Source organism: Mycobacterium sp. 1245499.0, from assembly GCF_001673615.1.
Lineage (GTDB): Bacteria > Actinomycetota > Actinomycetes > Mycobacteriales > Mycobacteriaceae > Mycobacterium > Mycobacterium europaeum_A.
Genome location: NZ_LZMG01000032.1, coordinates 1 through 15,243, shown reverse-complemented (window position 1 = coordinate 15,243; position 15,243 = coordinate 1). Strand labels below are relative to the sequence as shown.

Genomic DNA, 15,243 nt, shown 5'->3' with positions numbered 1-15,243 from the left:
CCGCGGTCAGGGCGTCGTCGAGGGCAACTTCGCAGTCACCGATGCGGCCAAGACGGGCGAGGCACCCAGCCCGCACGGTGTGCGCCTTGGCTTCTCCAGCGGCGTCGTCCAATTCGGCGAGTTTGGCGGCGGCCGCGCCCAACGCGGTTTCGACCTCGTCGAGCCGTTCGGGGTGAATCAACATGGTCAGCTGACCATCGAAACATGTCGCCCACGCCGCTAGCCGGGCCGAATCGACTGTCGCGGCTTGCAATTGAGAGACCGCACCGGCCGCGGAGACCACGTCACCGGCGGCCAGCAGAGCCTCGCAACGCGCGACCAATAGCTCAACGGTCTGGTCGTCGCGGTCGGGGAGCTCGTCGTCGATCTCCTCCAGCGCGTGCAGGGCGCGGTGGTAAAGGTCAGCGGCGCCCTCGTAGGCGAGTCGTGCCATCGCCTGATCTGCGGCACGCCGACAGTAGAACACCGCCTTGGCCGCGTTCCCCGCCCACGCACACTCGAAATAGTGATGAGCCAGTTCGGCCAGCAGCTCGTCGTCGGCGCCCGGCGACGTCTCCAAGGTGGTGGCGATGCGCTGGTGCAATCGCATGCGCCGCACCGACGCCAGCTCTGCAAGCAGAGACTGCCGGACGATGGCGTGGTTGAACCGGTAGAACCCGCCGGGCTCTTCGATGACGATGCCCGCTTGACGCGCCTCGTCGAACGCGTCGACGAGGTCGGTGCCGACCACCTGTTCGACGAGCTCCACAGCAAACCGGCTGCCGATCACCGCGGCGGCGGCAAGGGCTTTGTTGGTCTCGATCGGCAGCCGAGAAAGCCTGCGGCTCACGGCTTCCCGTACACCCTGGGGCAGGGTGCTCTGGTCCCACACGCCGCCACTCTCGTCGACGTGACGCAGGGCCTCGATGAGGAAGAAGGGGTTGCCCCCGGTAACCGAGGCCAGCGCGTGGGCGAGTTCCTCGTCGTCGTAGCCCGCCTCGGCGACGTAGGTGGTCACGTCGTCCTCGTCGAGGCCGCCGAGGTTGAGCCGATTGGCCGTGCCATCTCGGTGCAGGTCGGCGAGCGTCGCCGCAAGAGGGTGGGCCCGGTCGAGGTCGGTGCTGCGGTAGGTACCGACGATTTGCACGCGGGCGTGGTCGCCGAAGCGCAGCAGATGCCGCAGGAGCAGCAGCGTCGGCTTGGCCGCCCAGTGCAGGTCGTCGAGAACCAGAAGGACCGGCGCGCTCGTCGACGCTGTTTCCAGCAGAGCGACGACGGCATCGAAAAGCGCGTAGCGCTCCGTGTCGGGATCCGAGTGGGCGGGGCGGACGAGATCGGGCACGACATCGGCCAGCCCGGGCACGAGTGACAGCAACGCCTCGACGCCGCGCAGCCCCCTCAGCCGGTCGGGTCCCATGCAGGGCACCAGCGAACGCAACGCTTCCGCGAACGGCTGATAGGGCGCGCCGAGGTCCTCGTCGCACCGGCCGTACAGCACGATCGCTCCGAGCTCGTACGCCCGCTGCGACCATTCGCCGGCCAGACGCGTCTTGCCGACACCGGGCTCGCCGGCGATCAGCACCGTGCGGACGCCGCCGGCCAGCGCGGTCTGCCATGCGGACAGCAGCCCATCGAGTTCGCGGCCCCGGCCGACGAATGGCCCCGGACCGACGAGTACCGCCGGAAGGCCGGGACGCTCGAGGGGCGCCGCTTCGGCCCTATGCGATTCCGGTTGTTCCACACCGGTTTCCAGACGCAGTTCGAAGACATGCTCCGGGCGCGCGAGGTTTTTCAGCTGACGCATCCCCAGATCGGTGAGCAACACGTCGTCGGCCAACGTGTCGATGACGAGCTCGGCCGTCGCGCCGGAGCACAGGATCTGGCCACCCTCGGCCAATGACCGCAGCCGCGCGACCCGGTTGACGGCCCGGCCGAAGTAGTCGCCGTCGCGAAGCTCGACCTCGCCGGTGTGCAACGCCATCCGCACACGGATGGGATCGCGCGAGACCCACGGCTCATGCGCGATCGCGTCCTGCAGTTCCACGGCGGCGGAGGCGGCCGCGGAGGGCCGGTCGAACACCGAGAACGTCGCGTCCCCCTCGCCGCGCGTTTTGATCAGCCGTCCTCCCCGCGACGTGACGACTTGTTCCACGAGCTCGTCGTGGCGCGCGAGCGCCACCGCCATGGCGTCGGCGTCGGCCTCCCAGGCAGCCGTCGACCCCTCGATGTCGGTGAGCAGGAAGGTGACCGCGCGCGTCACCGAAGGAGCATGTTGTGCCACAGCCACATCCAGCGACGCGTCCTGCGCGACGATCGCGGCCTCGAGTCGGCGGAGATTCGGGCCGGGGTCCACCCCGAGTTCGTCGGCGAGCAGCGATCGCGCTCGCTGATAAGCGCCGAGGGCCTCGCCCTGCCGGCCGGCCCGGTAGAGGGCGAGCATCAGCTGACCCCATCGCCTTTCCCGCAGCGGGGCCTCAGCCACCGCCGCCTCGAGATCGCCGACGACTTCCGCGGCGCGGCCCGTGGCCAGCAGCGCGTCCGCGCGATCTTCGACCAGCGCGGCATGGCTCTCGATCCACCGCGTCTTTTCCGAAGTGCCGGGCCGGCCATCGGGAAGTTCGGGGGTCCCACGCCAAAGGGCAAGGGCCTCCTCGAACCGCGCCACCGCTTGGCTGGTGTCGCCAGCGGCGGCGGCGTCGCGCCCCAGCCGGGCCGCCGACTTGTAGCGCGAGGCGTCGATCTCGCTGTCGGCCAGAACCCAACCCGCCCCCTGGGTCAGGACAAAGCCGTCACCCAGGGCGCGGCGTAACGAGGAGATGTGGGTCTGCAGGGCCTTGGCCGCGGTGCGCGGCGGCTCCTCGCCCCAGAGCAGTTCGACGAGGGTGTCGGCCGGCACGACGGAGCCGCCGTGCAGTCCCAGCATCGTGAGGATGGCGCGCGGTTTCGCGCCCGGTATAGCGACGGGCGTCCCGTCTTGCCGGACCTGGAGAGGTCCCAACACCCCCAGTTCCACCGATGAAAGCGTACTCACGTCAGCTATCTTCGGCGGGACAATTCAATACCTGGTCAAGATCGGGTAAAGGCACGCTGCCTGCAGTTCTTGAATGCAAGCAATCTGACGTGAGCGCGAAGTATGTTGGCCAGCTACTGAGCGGGTACACGCCCACTCGTGCACGAGGAAACTCAGGGCAGGGATGAAGTGTCGCCTTCCAGACATCGCCGTCGACCCGACCCGTTACCGTTGATGCCCATGGATGGCGACCGAGGTGACTCCGCCTTCACCTGGCAGGGCCGGCGCGAATTGGTGAGTCGCATGCATGACCAGCTCGATGAGCTGGTGGCGGCGCGCGACCAAATGGAACAACTGGTGCGGGTCATCGTCGAGATCGGCTCGGATCTGGACCTGGACGTGACGCTGCAGCGGGTCCTCAACGCGGCGATGGAGCTGACCGGCGCCCGCTACGCCGCCCTGGGCATCCGCGCCGCCGATGGTGCGTTCGTTTCCTTCGTGCATGCGGGAGTCGACGTCGATACGGCACGGCGGCTCGGCGAGCTCCCGATCGGCGATGGCCTGCGCGTCGACGATCTGAATACCCATCCCGACACAGCGGAGCTGGCCGGACACGAACCGCCGATGCATGCGCTGCTCGGCATCCCGATCACGGTGCGGGGGGCCAATTTCGGCAGCCTGTATCTGGCCGACGACCGCCCGGGACGCGTCTTCTCCGACTCCCAGGAAGGCGCCGTACGAGCGATGGCCACGGCGGCGGCCGCCGCCATCGACAACGCCCGACTATTCGAACGAGAGCGCGAATCGGCGAGATGGACGAAGGCCAGCCGCGAGATCACGACGGCGCTGTTGTCCGGCGACCCGCAGACGGGGCCGTTGCAGCTCATCGTGAACCGGGCGTTGGAGCTGGCGGGCGCCGAGCAGGCGATCCTGCTGGTGCCCCGGGAGCCCGAACGGCCCGTCGGCGAGGTCGACACCCTGGTCGTGGCCGCAACGGCGGGCCGCTACTCCTCGGAGGTGATTGGTCGGCAGGTTCCGATGGACGGCTCGACCACGGGCGGTGTGGCCCGCCGCGGGCTGCCGCTGATCACTGACTCCTTCGAATACCCGATCGAGGGATTCACCGACGTCGGCGAACGCTCGGCGATCGTCATGCCGCTGATCGCCGACGGTGCCGTACTCGGCGTCATCGCCGTCGCGCGCGACCCGCACCAGCCCGCCTTCGGCAACGACTACCTGGATCTCGTCAGCGACTTCGCCCGGCACGCGGCCATCGCACTGGCGCTGGCGGCGGGTCGCGAACACGCGCTCAACCAGGAACTGGCTCAGGCCGACACGGTCGATGACGCCGTGCATGCCGCCGCCGAGGAATTGCGCCGGCTATGGCGGGCACGCCGGGTTCTGGCCGTCACCTTCCCCGCACAAAGCTCGTCCGCCGAAATGGTGTTCGGTGAACCCCAAGTCGTGTCGGTTGGCGAGCAGGCAGAGTGGGCCGATTTGTCACCGCACACCCAGCAGGCGCTCAGTTCATTGCGCGACGGCGACCTGCTCACCGCTAACTCAAGAGAGCCCGGGACGGCTGGCATCGCACTGCAGCACCCCGACGGTGTGCTCGTCGTCTGGATTGATCTGACCGACCAGCGCCTGTTCACCCTTGAGGACCAGACCTTGCTCACGGTCCTGGCGGGCCGCCTCGGCCAGGGGCTGCAGCGGGTGCATCAGGTCGACCAGCAACGCGAAACCGCGCTGGCCCTGCAACACGCGATCCTCGGGCCGGCCGATCTGCCGGCCGGCTTCGCGGTGCGGTATCAGGCCGCGACGAGGCCTCTGCAGGTCGGCGGCGACTGGTACGACATCGTCGACCTGGAAGACGGACGGATCGCCTTGATCGTCGGCGATTGTGTGGGCCACGGCCTGGCCGCGGCCACCGTGATGGGCCAGGTGCGCAGCGCCTGTCGCGCGCTGTTGTTCGAAAACCCAAGTCCCGGTGCGGCTCTCGCCGGGATGGATCGCTTCGCCGCGCGGCTGCCCGGCGCGCAATGCACCACCGCGGTCTGCGCGGTGCTCACTCCCGAGACCGGTGAACTGGTTTACTCCAGCGCCGGTCACCCGCCGCCCATCCTGGTGCACAGCGACGGCACCACCCAGTTGCTCGACGACGGCCACACCATCGCCCTTGGGATACGGGGTGACTGGCCCCGCCCGGAAGCCCGTGTGACCATCCCGGCACGTTCGACGCTGATGCTCTACACCGACGGCCTGGTCGAGCGCCGCCGTGTTCCGCTCGACCACGGCATCTCCCGGGTGGCCGGCGCCGCGCAGGACGCCCGCGCGTTGACGCTGGACGAACTGGCCAACCAGGTCATGTCCGGTGTCGCGCCGACCGGCGGATACCAGGACGACGTTGTCCTGTTGCTCTATCGCCACCCGGCCCCGCTGGAGCTGAATTTTCCCGCCGACGTCAGTCAACTCGCGCCCACCCGCACCGCCTTGCGCGACTGGCTGGCCAAGGCGCGATTGGACCCGGATCAGACGATGAACGTGCTCGTGGCCGCCGGGGAAGCCGTGGCCAACGCCATCGAGCATGGTCACCGACATAGACCGCAAGGCGTAATTCGCCTCGGTGCGATCGCAACCGGCGACGCGGTCCGATTGACAATCACCGACACTGGCTCGTGGAAGGCTCCACAGCCCGCGTCCCACTCTCATCGCGGTCGGGGTATTCCCCTCATGCGAAGCCTCATGCACGATGTCGATATCCGTCCCGACGACGACGGCACCACAGTCCACCTATCCGCAAGGATCACCTGATGACCACCCCGCTCACGCTCGACACCGCGCGCGGCAGCGACGGGAAATTCGTGCTGGTCGTCGAGGGTGAAATCGACCTGAGCAATATCGATGCGTTCAACCAGGCGTTGGCCGGCGCCGCCAACCAGGCCACTGGCAGCGAGGAAGCTTTACTCGTCGACATCAGCGCTGTCGAGTACCTCGACAGCGCCGCGATCAGCGCACTCGCCTCCCAAGCCGACCGCATCGAGCTGCTGGCCAACCCGATCCTGATGTCCGTGCTGCGAATCAGCGGCCTGAGCGAACTGACCAAGGTCGAACCCGCGCCGCCGAGGCAGTGACGCCGCGGCGGTCCCGCGTTCACACCGCGCGCACTCGCGGCGGCCGCGCTAGCGTAAACGCCTCTCAGTATTTAGTTCGAAGGATTGAATCCGTATGCCCGCGATCATGATCCGGTTGCCCCTCACCATGACGGCGGTGATCTTCGTGGTGGCGGCCGGCGCGGCGGTGGGCGACCATCCGCCCGCAGGGGCGGGTGCACCGAACGTGGTGCTGACGGGAGGTGCCGCGGCCTCGTCGCAGGGTGTGATCGCCTCGCCGGCCGGACGCTGGCCTGCGCCCCTCGACGTTGCGCCGGCGAAAATCGACAAGAGCGTCGCGACCGTCACCTATGACTGCGGGAATCAATCTCCCATCAACGTCGTGAGCATCGACTCCAACGTCACCTTGAACGGGTCGTGCGGTGAGGTCGACGTCAGCGGCTCGGCGAACACGGTGAATCTGCAATCGGTGGCGGTCATCAAAGCCACCGGCTCGGGCAACCACATCACTTGGCAGCAGGGGCCCAGCGGCGCGGTGCCGCAAATCAGCAACCCTGGCGCCAGCAACAGCATCGTCGGTCCCGCCGGCATACAGCCGCCATTCCCCGGAAGTTGATCGGCAAAGTCAATCCCGTTGTCGCACAGCGTAACTGTCACGGATGCTGGCCGGCGGACGCGCGGCATGCCACGATGGCCTAATGGGTGACGACGCGCTGAGCGCGGAACGCGAATTCAACGAGCAGAATATCGACGAGTTCCGCCGCAATGGCGGCAAAGTGGGCGGGCAATTCGAGGGTTTCCCGCTGCTGCTGCTGACGTCGACCGGAGCGCGAAGCGGCGCCCAGCGCGTCAACCCGGTCGCCTACTTCGATATCGACGGCAAAATTTATGTCGTTGGTTCCGCGGCGGGCCGGGACAACAATCCCGCATGGGTGCACAACATTCGCGCCAACCCCCGCGTGACTGTCGAGATCGGTTCGGAGGCCGCGAAACCCGCGACCGCGCGTGAATTACCGCGCGACGAAAGGGATTCGGTCTATTCGGTGGTGGTCGAACGTGCGCCCGGGTTCGGGGAATACCAGCAACGCACCGATCGACTGATCCCGGTGTTCGAATTGATAACCGACTGAAGGCGCGCGGGGCAACGGTATTCGGGCTCGTCAAATCCGGCCCGTTAATTCCGGTGCTTGCCGCACAATGATGGGCGCGGGTCAGGCCGGAAGCGACCGGTCATCACGCCCGCCTTGCCCGAACGACGAAGTGAGGTCGGCGATGAGACATTACCTGCGACGCTGCGTGATCGGTGCGGCCGCGCTGGTGTTGGTCGGGTTGCCGGTGACGGCGATCGCAACGCCGGCGACGAGCCGCGCCGACGGTGAATGCGCCCCGGGTTGGGGCTGGAGCGCGGAGTTGAACGAATGTGTGTTCCTCCTCCCGGCCGCAAACGGACCGGGCGGGCCTGGAGGGCCGGGCGGCCCTGGAGGGCCCGGCGGGCCCGGAGGACCGGGCGGACCCGGTGGACCGGGACGCCCCGGGCCACACTAGAAAGCCGGCTAGCTGCGGCGACGCGACGCTCGATCTGGCGAAACAGCCGGGCGGTGGGGCCGCGGGAACTTTACGCACCCACCGTTCGTTATACCGGCTAAGTAACCTGTGATTCCGAGGGGGACAGTAGCCGCATGCCACGCACAGACAACGACACCTGGGATTTGGCGACCAGTGTGGGCGCCACCGCCACGATGGTCGCAGCCGCGCGAGCGATCGCGACCAAAGCCGACAACCCGTTGATCGAGGACCGCTTCGCCGAACCGCTGGTTCGTGCCGTCGGGGTGGACTTCTTCACGCGCTGGGTCTCCGGCGACCTGGTAGCCGCAGACGTCGACGACCACGAATCCGGCTGGAAGCTCGAACACATGCCCGCCGCGATGGCCGCCCGAACCCGATTCTTCGACTCCTTCTTCCGCGCCGCGACGCAGGCCGGGATCCGGCAGGCCGTGATCTTGGCGTCGGGCCTCGACGCACGCGCTTACCGGTTGGCCTGGCCGGCCGATATGACCGTGTTCGAGATCGACCAGCCGCAGGTGATCGAATTCAAGACCGCGACGCTGGCCAAGCTGGATGCCGCCCCGACGACGCAGTTGCGTACCGTCGCCGTCGACCTGCGCAACGACTGGCCGAAGGCATTGGTAGACGCCGGATTTGACCAGAGCCGGCCCACCGCGTGGATCGCGGAGGGGCTCCTCGGGTACCTGCCGCCCGAGGCCCAAGACCGCCTGCTGGACAACATCACCGCACTCAGCGCCGCCGGCAGCCGGCTGGCGTGCGAAGCTATTCCGGACATGTCGCAAGTGGACACCGAGAAGGCCCAGCAGATGATGCAGAAGGCCGCCGCGAAATGGCGCGAGCACGGCTTCGAGCTGGATTTCGGCGAGCTCGGTTATCAGGGCGAGCGCAACGACGTCGCCGTCTATCTGGACAACCTGGGATGGCGGTCGGAGGGCGCGCGGATGACTCAGCTGCTGGCCGACTCCGGCCTGGATGCGATTCCGCAAACCAATGATTCCGTCTCGGTGGCCGACACCATCTATTACAGCTCGGAGCTATGTCAATGACCGCACCGCAGCGACGAGGGCTCAACGACGCCGTCACGCGGATATGGAGCTTCCTTGCTCCGGTCTACGATCTGCCGTTCCTACAGCAGTGGGTCTACCGGCCTCCGCACAACGAGGTGATCGCCCAGCTGCGCACTCATGGCGCTCGCAAGATCGCTGACATCGCTTGCGGCACAGGGATTTTGAGTGATCGGATCGAGCGCGAACTGCAGCCCGACGAGATCTACGGCGTCGACATGTCCGACGGGATGCTCAGCCAGGCTCGCGCCAGGTCGGACCGGGTGCAATGGCTGCGCGCGCCGGCCGAGCAGCTCCCGTTTGACGACGGCGCTCTGGATGCCGTGGTGACAACCTCGGCCTTCCATTTCTTCGATCAGCCGGCGGCATTGCGGGAATTTCACCGCGTGCTGGCGCCGGGCGGCCTGGTTGCCGTCTCGGCGCTCAGTACGCGGCAACCGCGGCTGCAGTCCTCCGCGAACTCCCGGTGGAAACCGCAACACAACGCTTCGGCACCCGAGATGCGGACATTATTCGAAAACGCCGGGTTCTCGATCAGCGATCAGCACCGGATCCCGCGACCGGTGTGGACGGCGCTGGTGCCTGACCTGCTGACTGTCGGGATCAAAAGCTGAAGCCAGCGCCGAGCGTGAAAACCGCTCGGCGCCAACGTAAACAAGCGAAGACGCCCGCTTCGCCGATCGGCGAAGCGGGCGTCTTGTCAGCTATCGATCACAGCGGGATCCACACTCCGAAGAGCCAGAAGCCCCACTGGTTGAAACCGGGATCCCAAATGGGAGTTTCCTGGTAGCCCCAGTAATTGATCGGGCCGTAGTCCCAGTGCCCACCGGGCGGAGGGAGCGGTCGATCCCAGGCCGGCCGCGGCGGCGCGCCCGCTCCCCAGGGGCCAGGTCCGTCGCCCCACGGTGCACCGTGGAAGTAACCGCGCTGGGCGTCTCCGTGCCAAGGGCCGCCGGGGTGGGGATCCGGTCCACCGAATCCGCCGGGAGCACCGGGGTGATCGCCTGGACCACCGGGGCCGCCAGGCCCGCCTGGGTGGTCACCGGGGCCGCCAGGCCCGCCCGGACCGCCGGGATGATCGGGGCCGGGGCCACCCGGACCACCCGGACCACCCGGACCACCGGGGTGATCACCAGGCGGCGGACCGCCAGGACCACCGGGGCCGCCGGGGTGGCCACCGGGACCACCGGGCCCTCCCGGTCCGCCCGGGCCGCCGGGATCGTTGGGACCGGTGGGAGCGTGGCCGCCACCGGGCGCCGCCCCGCCGTGATTACCCGGAGGCTGTGGCGCTCCGGGCGCAGCGTTGGCAAACCCGGCGCCCATGCCCAGGGCCGCAGCGCTGAGCGCTCCGGCGATGGTCACCCCTCCGACAAGTTGCTTCAACTTCATGATGCTTCACCTATCCACTAGGGATTTCTTGCAAGGAAGTTCGTTAGAACACCCCCCGTTACGTCCCCGACGCTAGATAGGTTTCCTATGGACTGGCTGTGTCCCGGCCATGCAGAACGTTTGGTCGCGGCCGCCACCATGCCGCGCTCAACCCGTCATCCGCCCGAGCGCGGCCAGCCGCGCAGCGCATTCACCAGGTCTTTTCCGCGAATCGGCGTGGACCAACACGGTGCGTAGGTCGGTTTGGGAAGGCTATGTTGGCTAGTCGGCAAGGGTTTTCATCTATATGGTTGCGGCCGTGCCGAGTGCGTCACATCCGCACGAACCCCACGTCGGTTCGGTGTCGTCGAAATTGAATTGGCTGCGCGCGGGCGTCCTGGGTGCCAATGACGGAATCGTCTCCACCGCGGGCATCGTCGTGGGGGTCGCGGCCGCCACCGCCGAACGCGCCCCGATATTGACCGCGGGCAGCGCCGGCCTGGTCGCCGGGGCGGTGTCGATGGCGCTGGGCGAATATGTTTCCGTCAGCACCCAGCGCGACACGGAGAAGGCGTTGCTCAGCCAGGAGCGTCGCGAACTGCGCGAAGACCCGGCCGCCGAGCTGGACGAGCTCGCCGCACTGTATGAAGCGAAGGGCCTGACGCCGGCAACGGCTCGCACCGTGGCCGAGGAACTCACCGACCACAATCCGCTGCTCGCCCACGCCGAAGTCGAACTGGGTATCAACCCCGACGAGCTGACGAACCCGTGGCAGGCGGCATCGTCGTCGGCGCTTTCGTTTGCGATCGGTGCGCTCTTGCCGTTGGTCGCGATCCTGGTCCCGCCGACCACGTGGCGAGTCCCCGTCACGGTCGTCGCCGTACTCGTGGCGCTGGTCATCACCGGTGCGGTCTCGGCCGGCTTGGGCGGAGCCCGCAAGGGCCGAGCCGTGCTGCGCAATGCCATCGGCGGCAGCCTCGCGCTGGGGGTCACCTACGTGATCGGTCATCTGGTGGGCGCCGCAATCGGCTGACCGATGAGCGTCACGGCGCGGTGCGCAGCCGACGACTGGAAGCGCAACTGTAACATCCACAGTTGCGGTCCTCAGTAGAGCCCGCAATCCCATCACCCGAAGGGTCATGCAGTGGCCGAGCCCGATATCGCGCCGGAGGAAGCTTCCTGGGCGGAACCCGTGCCGTACTTTGTCCGCGACGAAAACCACTTCGTCCCAACCAAGATCGCGCGTGGCGGATGGGGCCCATCACTGAGCGGACATGTCGTCGGCGGACTCTTGGCGTGGGCGGTCGAGGATGCGGCCCGGGACGCGGAACTGCAACCGGCGCGCTTGACCGTCGACCTACCCCGGCCCACGGCCTTGGCGCCGCTCGAGGTGCACACGAAGGTGCAACACGACCGACGCCGATTGCGGCTGGTCGAGGCCGTGATCACCCAGGACGGCGCCCCGGTGGCGCAGGCGAGCGCGCTGTTTTTGCGGCGTGGCGCCCAGCCCGAGGGGCAGGTCTGGTCGCCACCGGTGCAAATGCCACCGATCCCGCTGGACGACGCCTACTCGACGCTGTTCATGCGCACCTACGGCTGGGGCGCGGACGTACAGAACCCCGATCCGGACTGGCCGCAAGGCGACGGTCCGAAATACACGTGGATCCATGAGACACGGCCGCTGATCGACGACGAACCGCTCACCGCCTTCACCCGCGTGGCCATGGCCGGTGACATCACGGCGTCGATCGCCAACTGGGGCACCAACTCCCTGCAGTTCATCAACGTCGACTACACGCTCACGCTCAGCCGGCTGCCCGAGGGCGCCCATGTCGGGCTCGCCTCCCTGACGCACCACAGCCACGACGGGGTGGCCAGCGGCTCGGCGGTCCTGGTGGACGCCAACGGCCCGATCGGCACCGGGGTGTCCGTCGCGATTGCACACAAGGGATTCCGCCCGCCCTCCACCGATCCGTCCGCCAGGTGAGCCGAAAGGAATTGGCACGGTGACATTCTGGGCGTTGGTCGCCGACGCGGCACAGCGCGGATCACCCCGACCGCTTCTCGCCGATGAATACGGGCGGAGCCTGACAGCGGGCCAACTGCACGACGCCGCGTGCGCAACCGCTGCCGCCCTGGCCGAACGGGGGGTACGCCCGGGAACGGTCGTGTCCTGGCAGCTGCCCACCACGCTGGAAACCATGGTGGTGATGGCCGCACTCGCCCGGCTCGGTGCGGTCCAGAACCCGATCATCCCCATCCTGCGGGAAAGCGAGGTCGGCTTCATCACCGGCCAACTGCACTCCGAATTTCTTGTGGTTCCCCGGCTTTGGCGCGGCTTCGAATACGGTGAGCTGGCCCGGGCATTGTCGAGGGACAGGGGCTTCGAGGTCCTCACCCTCGACCTGGCAACACCGCCATCCACCGGCCGGCTGCGGCTGCCCGGTGCCGACACCGCAGCGCTCCCGCCGCCGCCCAGATCCGCCGATGACCCACGCTGGATCTACTATTCTTCGGGAACCACCGCGGCCCCCAAGGGGATCCGTCACACCGACACGTCGGTGATCGCCGGCTCGGCGGGAGTGGTGGGCATGGTGGGCGCCAACAGTAGCGACGTGGATCCGATCGCCTTCCCAATCGCACACATCGGCGGGGCGGCGATGCTGGCCACCGGGTTGCTGACCGGCATGCGGTTGGTCCTGTTCGAGACGTTCGACCCGGCCACCACGCCGTGGGCCATCGCGGCGCACAATCCGACGTTCCTGGGGACCGCGACCCCGTTCTTCGTTGCATTCCTCGAAGCCCAACGGGCCCAAGGCGATCGGCCGCTGTTTCCGTCGGTCCGAGGCTGCCTGGCCGGGGGAGCGCCCGTCACCGCCGAACTCAGTCGCCAGGTCCGCGACACCTTCGGCCTGGCCGGCATCGCCAATGCGTGGGGCATGACCGAGTTTCCGTGCGCGACGTCACCCTCGTTGACCGCCGCGCCCGGGGTGCTCGATCACACCGTCGGGCCGCCGGTCCCTGGGGTCGCAGTTCGCGCGGTCGACAGCCGCGGCGTCGAACTGGCCGCCGGTCAGGAGGGCGAGCTGCTGCTGAAGGGACCCCAGTGCTTCCTCGGCTACGCCGACCCGGCGCTCGACGCCGACGCGTTCGACGACGAAGGCTGGTTGCGCACAGGTGATCTCGGCCTGATCGATGCCGACGGCAATGTCCGCGTCACGGGCCGCACCAAGGACGCGATCATCCGCAACGCGGAGAACATCTCGGCGCTCGAAATCGAGAATGCGCTCGCCACCCATCCCGACGTCGCCGATGTCGCCGTGATCGGCATTCCGGACCCCCGCACCGGCGAACGCGTCTGCGCCGTCGTGGTGTCCGCGACGGCCGGCGGTGTGACGTTGGAATCCCTTGTGAGACATTGCCAATCACGCGGCCTCAGCGGATACAAACACCCCGAACACCTGGTGGTCGTCGAGACGCTGCCGCGCAATCAGTTCGGCAAGGTCATCAAGAAGGAGCTGCGCGCGGCCTTCGGATGACCAACGTCCACTCAAACTTGATAGCGCATGCGCTATCAAGTTTCGAATCGCGGATATCCTCCCGGACGGCCCGCAAGCGGCCGCCGCGATCGCCGGTCCTACAACCCCTTAGGCGCATCGCGGACGGCCTGCACCGCCGCGGCGTCGCCGTCGAAGTCGACCTTGGCCTGCCGTCCCACGCTGAACAGCAAGAGCTCCTCGGGCGCCCCGGTCACCGTCACCGCCGGCCCCTGACCGGCGGTGAGCACCGTCTTGCCCTCCGGGGTACGCAGCGCCACCCGGCCGGGCACCTTGGCGAGGGTGACCCGGGCCATCAACGGCAGGGTGCGCCGCAGCATCTTGCTCAGGGCGGGCTCCAGCGAGCGCGGCTGCCAGCCCGGCTGCGCGCGGCGCACGTCCTCGTGGTGGATGAACATCTCGGCCACGTTGGCCACCGGGTCGAGCAGTTTGAGCGGCGAGTAGACCGGCGGGCCGGCGGCGAGCTTGCCGACCAGCTCATCCCACGCATTCCGCTCGGCCACCTGGTTCTGCACCTTCTCGGTGTGGGAGGCGAAGAAGGGAATCAGGATGCCGGGCGCGGCGTCGGGACGGTACTCACGGATCACCAGGTGTGCGGCCAGGTCCCGCGTCTTCCATCCCTCGCACAGCGTGGGCGCGTCCGGCCCGACGCCGCGCATGGTTTCCACCAGGGCGGCACGTTCGCGTTGAGCAACAGACATGCGTTCAGCCTAGAGGCGGTTGCCCCGAAGGGGATGGGTCCACCGAACACCAATGGTGGGCGGCTCGGTAAATTTGAGACGTCACTGTCCTTTGGAAGGGAGCTGTAGGAGCAGTCATGAACGCGCGCGTCGAGCAGTTGGAGTTTCAGGCAGAGGCTCGGCAACTGCTGGATCTGATGGTCCATTCCGTCTACTCCAACAAGGACTCGTTCCTGCGGGAGTTGATCTCCAACGCCTCCGACGCGCTGGACAAGCTGCGGCTTGAAGCGTTCCGGAACAAGGACCTCGACGTCGACACCTCCGACCTGCACATCGAGATCGACGTGGACAAGGATGCGCGCATCCTGACCATCCGTGACAACGGCATCGGGATGACCCGCGCCGAAGTGGTGGATCTGATCGGCACGCTGGCCAAGTCGGGCACCGCCGAGCTGCGCAAGCAACTAAGGGAGGCGCAGAACCTGAAAAACCGAGCGGCCTCGGAGGAACTCATCGGCCAGTTCGGTATCGGTTTCTATTCGAGTTTCATGGTCGCCGACAAGGTCGAGCTGCTCACCCGCAAAGCCGGCGAGAGCGAGGCCACCAAATGGGAATCCAGCGGCGAGGGCACCTACACCATCGAATCGGTCGACGACGCCCCGCAGGGAACGTCGGTCATCCTGCACCTCAAGCCCGAGGACGCCGAGGACGAGCTGCACGACTACACCGCGGAGTTCAAGATCAGGAGCCTGGTCAAGAAATACTCCGACTTCATCGCCTGGCCCACAGGGCCTTCATCGAGTTGAGGGTTTCGGTCTCGATGGTGACGGTCTCCTCGCCGCCCTCCTCGCCGGCCGGTTCTCGCCGCTCGACCTGCATGCGGATGGGCCAGGCGATGAAGTCGGAGTA

At 67.6% G+C, this 15,243-nt stretch carries 12 protein-coding genes and 2 pseudogenes; 10 read left to right on the top strand and 4 right to left on the bottom strand.

The genetic code is table 11. The features are described from left to right. Positions 1-2,992: BTAD domain-containing putative transcriptional regulator (locus A5646_RS01250; RefSeq protein ID WP_156765486.1), on the bottom strand; the 2,992-nt coding region annotated here is incomplete at its 3' end. Between the two features lie 237 nt (positions 2,993-3,229). Here A5646_RS01250 and A5646_RS01245 point away from each other — a divergent pair. From A5646_RS01245 to A5646_RS01220, 6 genes are all read left to right on the top strand, one after another. Then, entirely contained in the window at positions 3,230-5,800 is a 2,571-nt protein-coding gene (locus A5646_RS01245) for a SpoIIE family protein phosphatase (protein WP_067019289.1), read from the top strand. Continuing rightward, positions 5,800-6,120, top strand: a complete 321-nt coding sequence (locus A5646_RS01240) for an STAS domain-containing protein (RefSeq protein WP_066869526.1) — start codon at positions 5,800-5,802, stop codon at positions 6,118-6,120. Before A5646_RS01245 ends, A5646_RS01240 begins: the two co-directional genes overlap by 1 nt. Positions 6,121-6,214: 94 nt before the next feature. After that, the gene (locus A5646_RS01235) at positions 6,215-6,715 is read left to right on the top strand and encodes a DUF3060 domain-containing protein (RefSeq protein WP_067019288.1); all 501 of its coding nucleotides are present in this window, start codon (positions 6,215-6,217) and stop codon (positions 6,713-6,715) included. Positions 6,716-6,797: 82 nt separating this feature from the next. After that, positions 6,798-7,229, top strand: a complete 432-nt coding sequence (locus A5646_RS01230; RefSeq protein ID WP_066869532.1) for a nitroreductase family deazaflavin-dependent oxidoreductase — start codon at positions 6,798-6,800, stop codon at positions 7,227-7,229. 549 nt (positions 7,230-7,778) lie between these two features. Then, the gene (locus tag A5646_RS01225) at positions 7,779-8,711 is read left to right on the top strand and encodes a class I SAM-dependent methyltransferase (protein ID WP_067019285.1); all 933 of its coding nucleotides are present in this window, start codon (positions 7,779-7,781) and stop codon (positions 8,709-8,711) included. Continuing rightward, the gene (locus A5646_RS01220; RefSeq protein WP_066869538.1) at positions 8,708-9,343 is read left to right on the top strand and encodes a class I SAM-dependent methyltransferase; all 636 of its coding nucleotides are present in this window, start codon (positions 8,708-8,710) and stop codon (positions 9,341-9,343) included. Before A5646_RS01225 ends, A5646_RS01220 begins: the two co-directional genes overlap by 4 nt. Positions 9,344-9,440: 97 nt before the next feature. Here the strand turns inward: A5646_RS01220 and A5646_RS29695 are convergent, their stop codons facing one another. Beyond that, on the bottom strand, positions 9,441-10,118 hold the full coding sequence (locus A5646_RS29695; protein ID WP_082984593.1) for a chitin-binding protein: 678 nt from the start codon (positions 10,116-10,118) through the stop codon (positions 9,441-9,443). Positions 10,119-10,416: 298 nt separating this feature from the next. On the opposite strand from A5646_RS29695, the gene A5646_RS01210 reads away from it, so the two are divergent. From A5646_RS01210 to A5646_RS01200, 3 genes are all read left to right on the top strand, one after another. After that, positions 10,417-11,130: a VIT family protein gene (locus A5646_RS01210; RefSeq protein WP_066869552.1), complete on the top strand. Its 714-nt coding sequence runs from the start codon at positions 10,417-10,419 to the stop codon at positions 11,128-11,130. A gap of 111 nt (positions 11,131-11,241) precedes the next feature. Then, positions 11,242-12,084, top strand: coding sequence for a thioesterase family protein (locus A5646_RS01205; RefSeq protein ID WP_067019279.1), 843 nt, complete (start codon positions 11,242-11,244; stop codon positions 12,082-12,084). A gap of 19 nt (positions 12,085-12,103) precedes the next feature. After that, positions 12,104-13,636, top strand: a complete 1,533-nt coding sequence (locus tag A5646_RS01200) for a class I adenylate-forming enzyme family protein (RefSeq protein WP_067019276.1) — start codon at positions 12,104-12,106, stop codon at positions 13,634-13,636. A gap of 98 nt (positions 13,637-13,734) precedes the next feature. On the opposite strand, the gene A5646_RS01195 is transcribed toward A5646_RS01200, so the two are convergent. Next, positions 13,735-14,355, bottom strand: a complete 621-nt coding sequence (locus tag A5646_RS01195) for a TIGR03085 family metal-binding protein (protein WP_066869549.1) — start codon at positions 14,353-14,355, stop codon at positions 13,735-13,737. A gap of 116 nt (positions 14,356-14,471) precedes the next feature. Here A5646_RS01195 and A5646_RS01190 point away from each other — a divergent pair. Then, positions 14,472-15,119: pseudogene (locus A5646_RS01190) on the top strand (ATP-binding protein); the annotation flags it as partial. On the opposite strand, the pseudogene A5646_RS28660 reads toward A5646_RS01190, so the two are convergent. Continuing rightward, positions 15,112-15,243, bottom strand: a pseudogene (locus A5646_RS28660) (hypothetical protein); the annotation flags it as partial. The pseudogenes A5646_RS01190 and A5646_RS28660 overlap by 8 nt on opposite strands.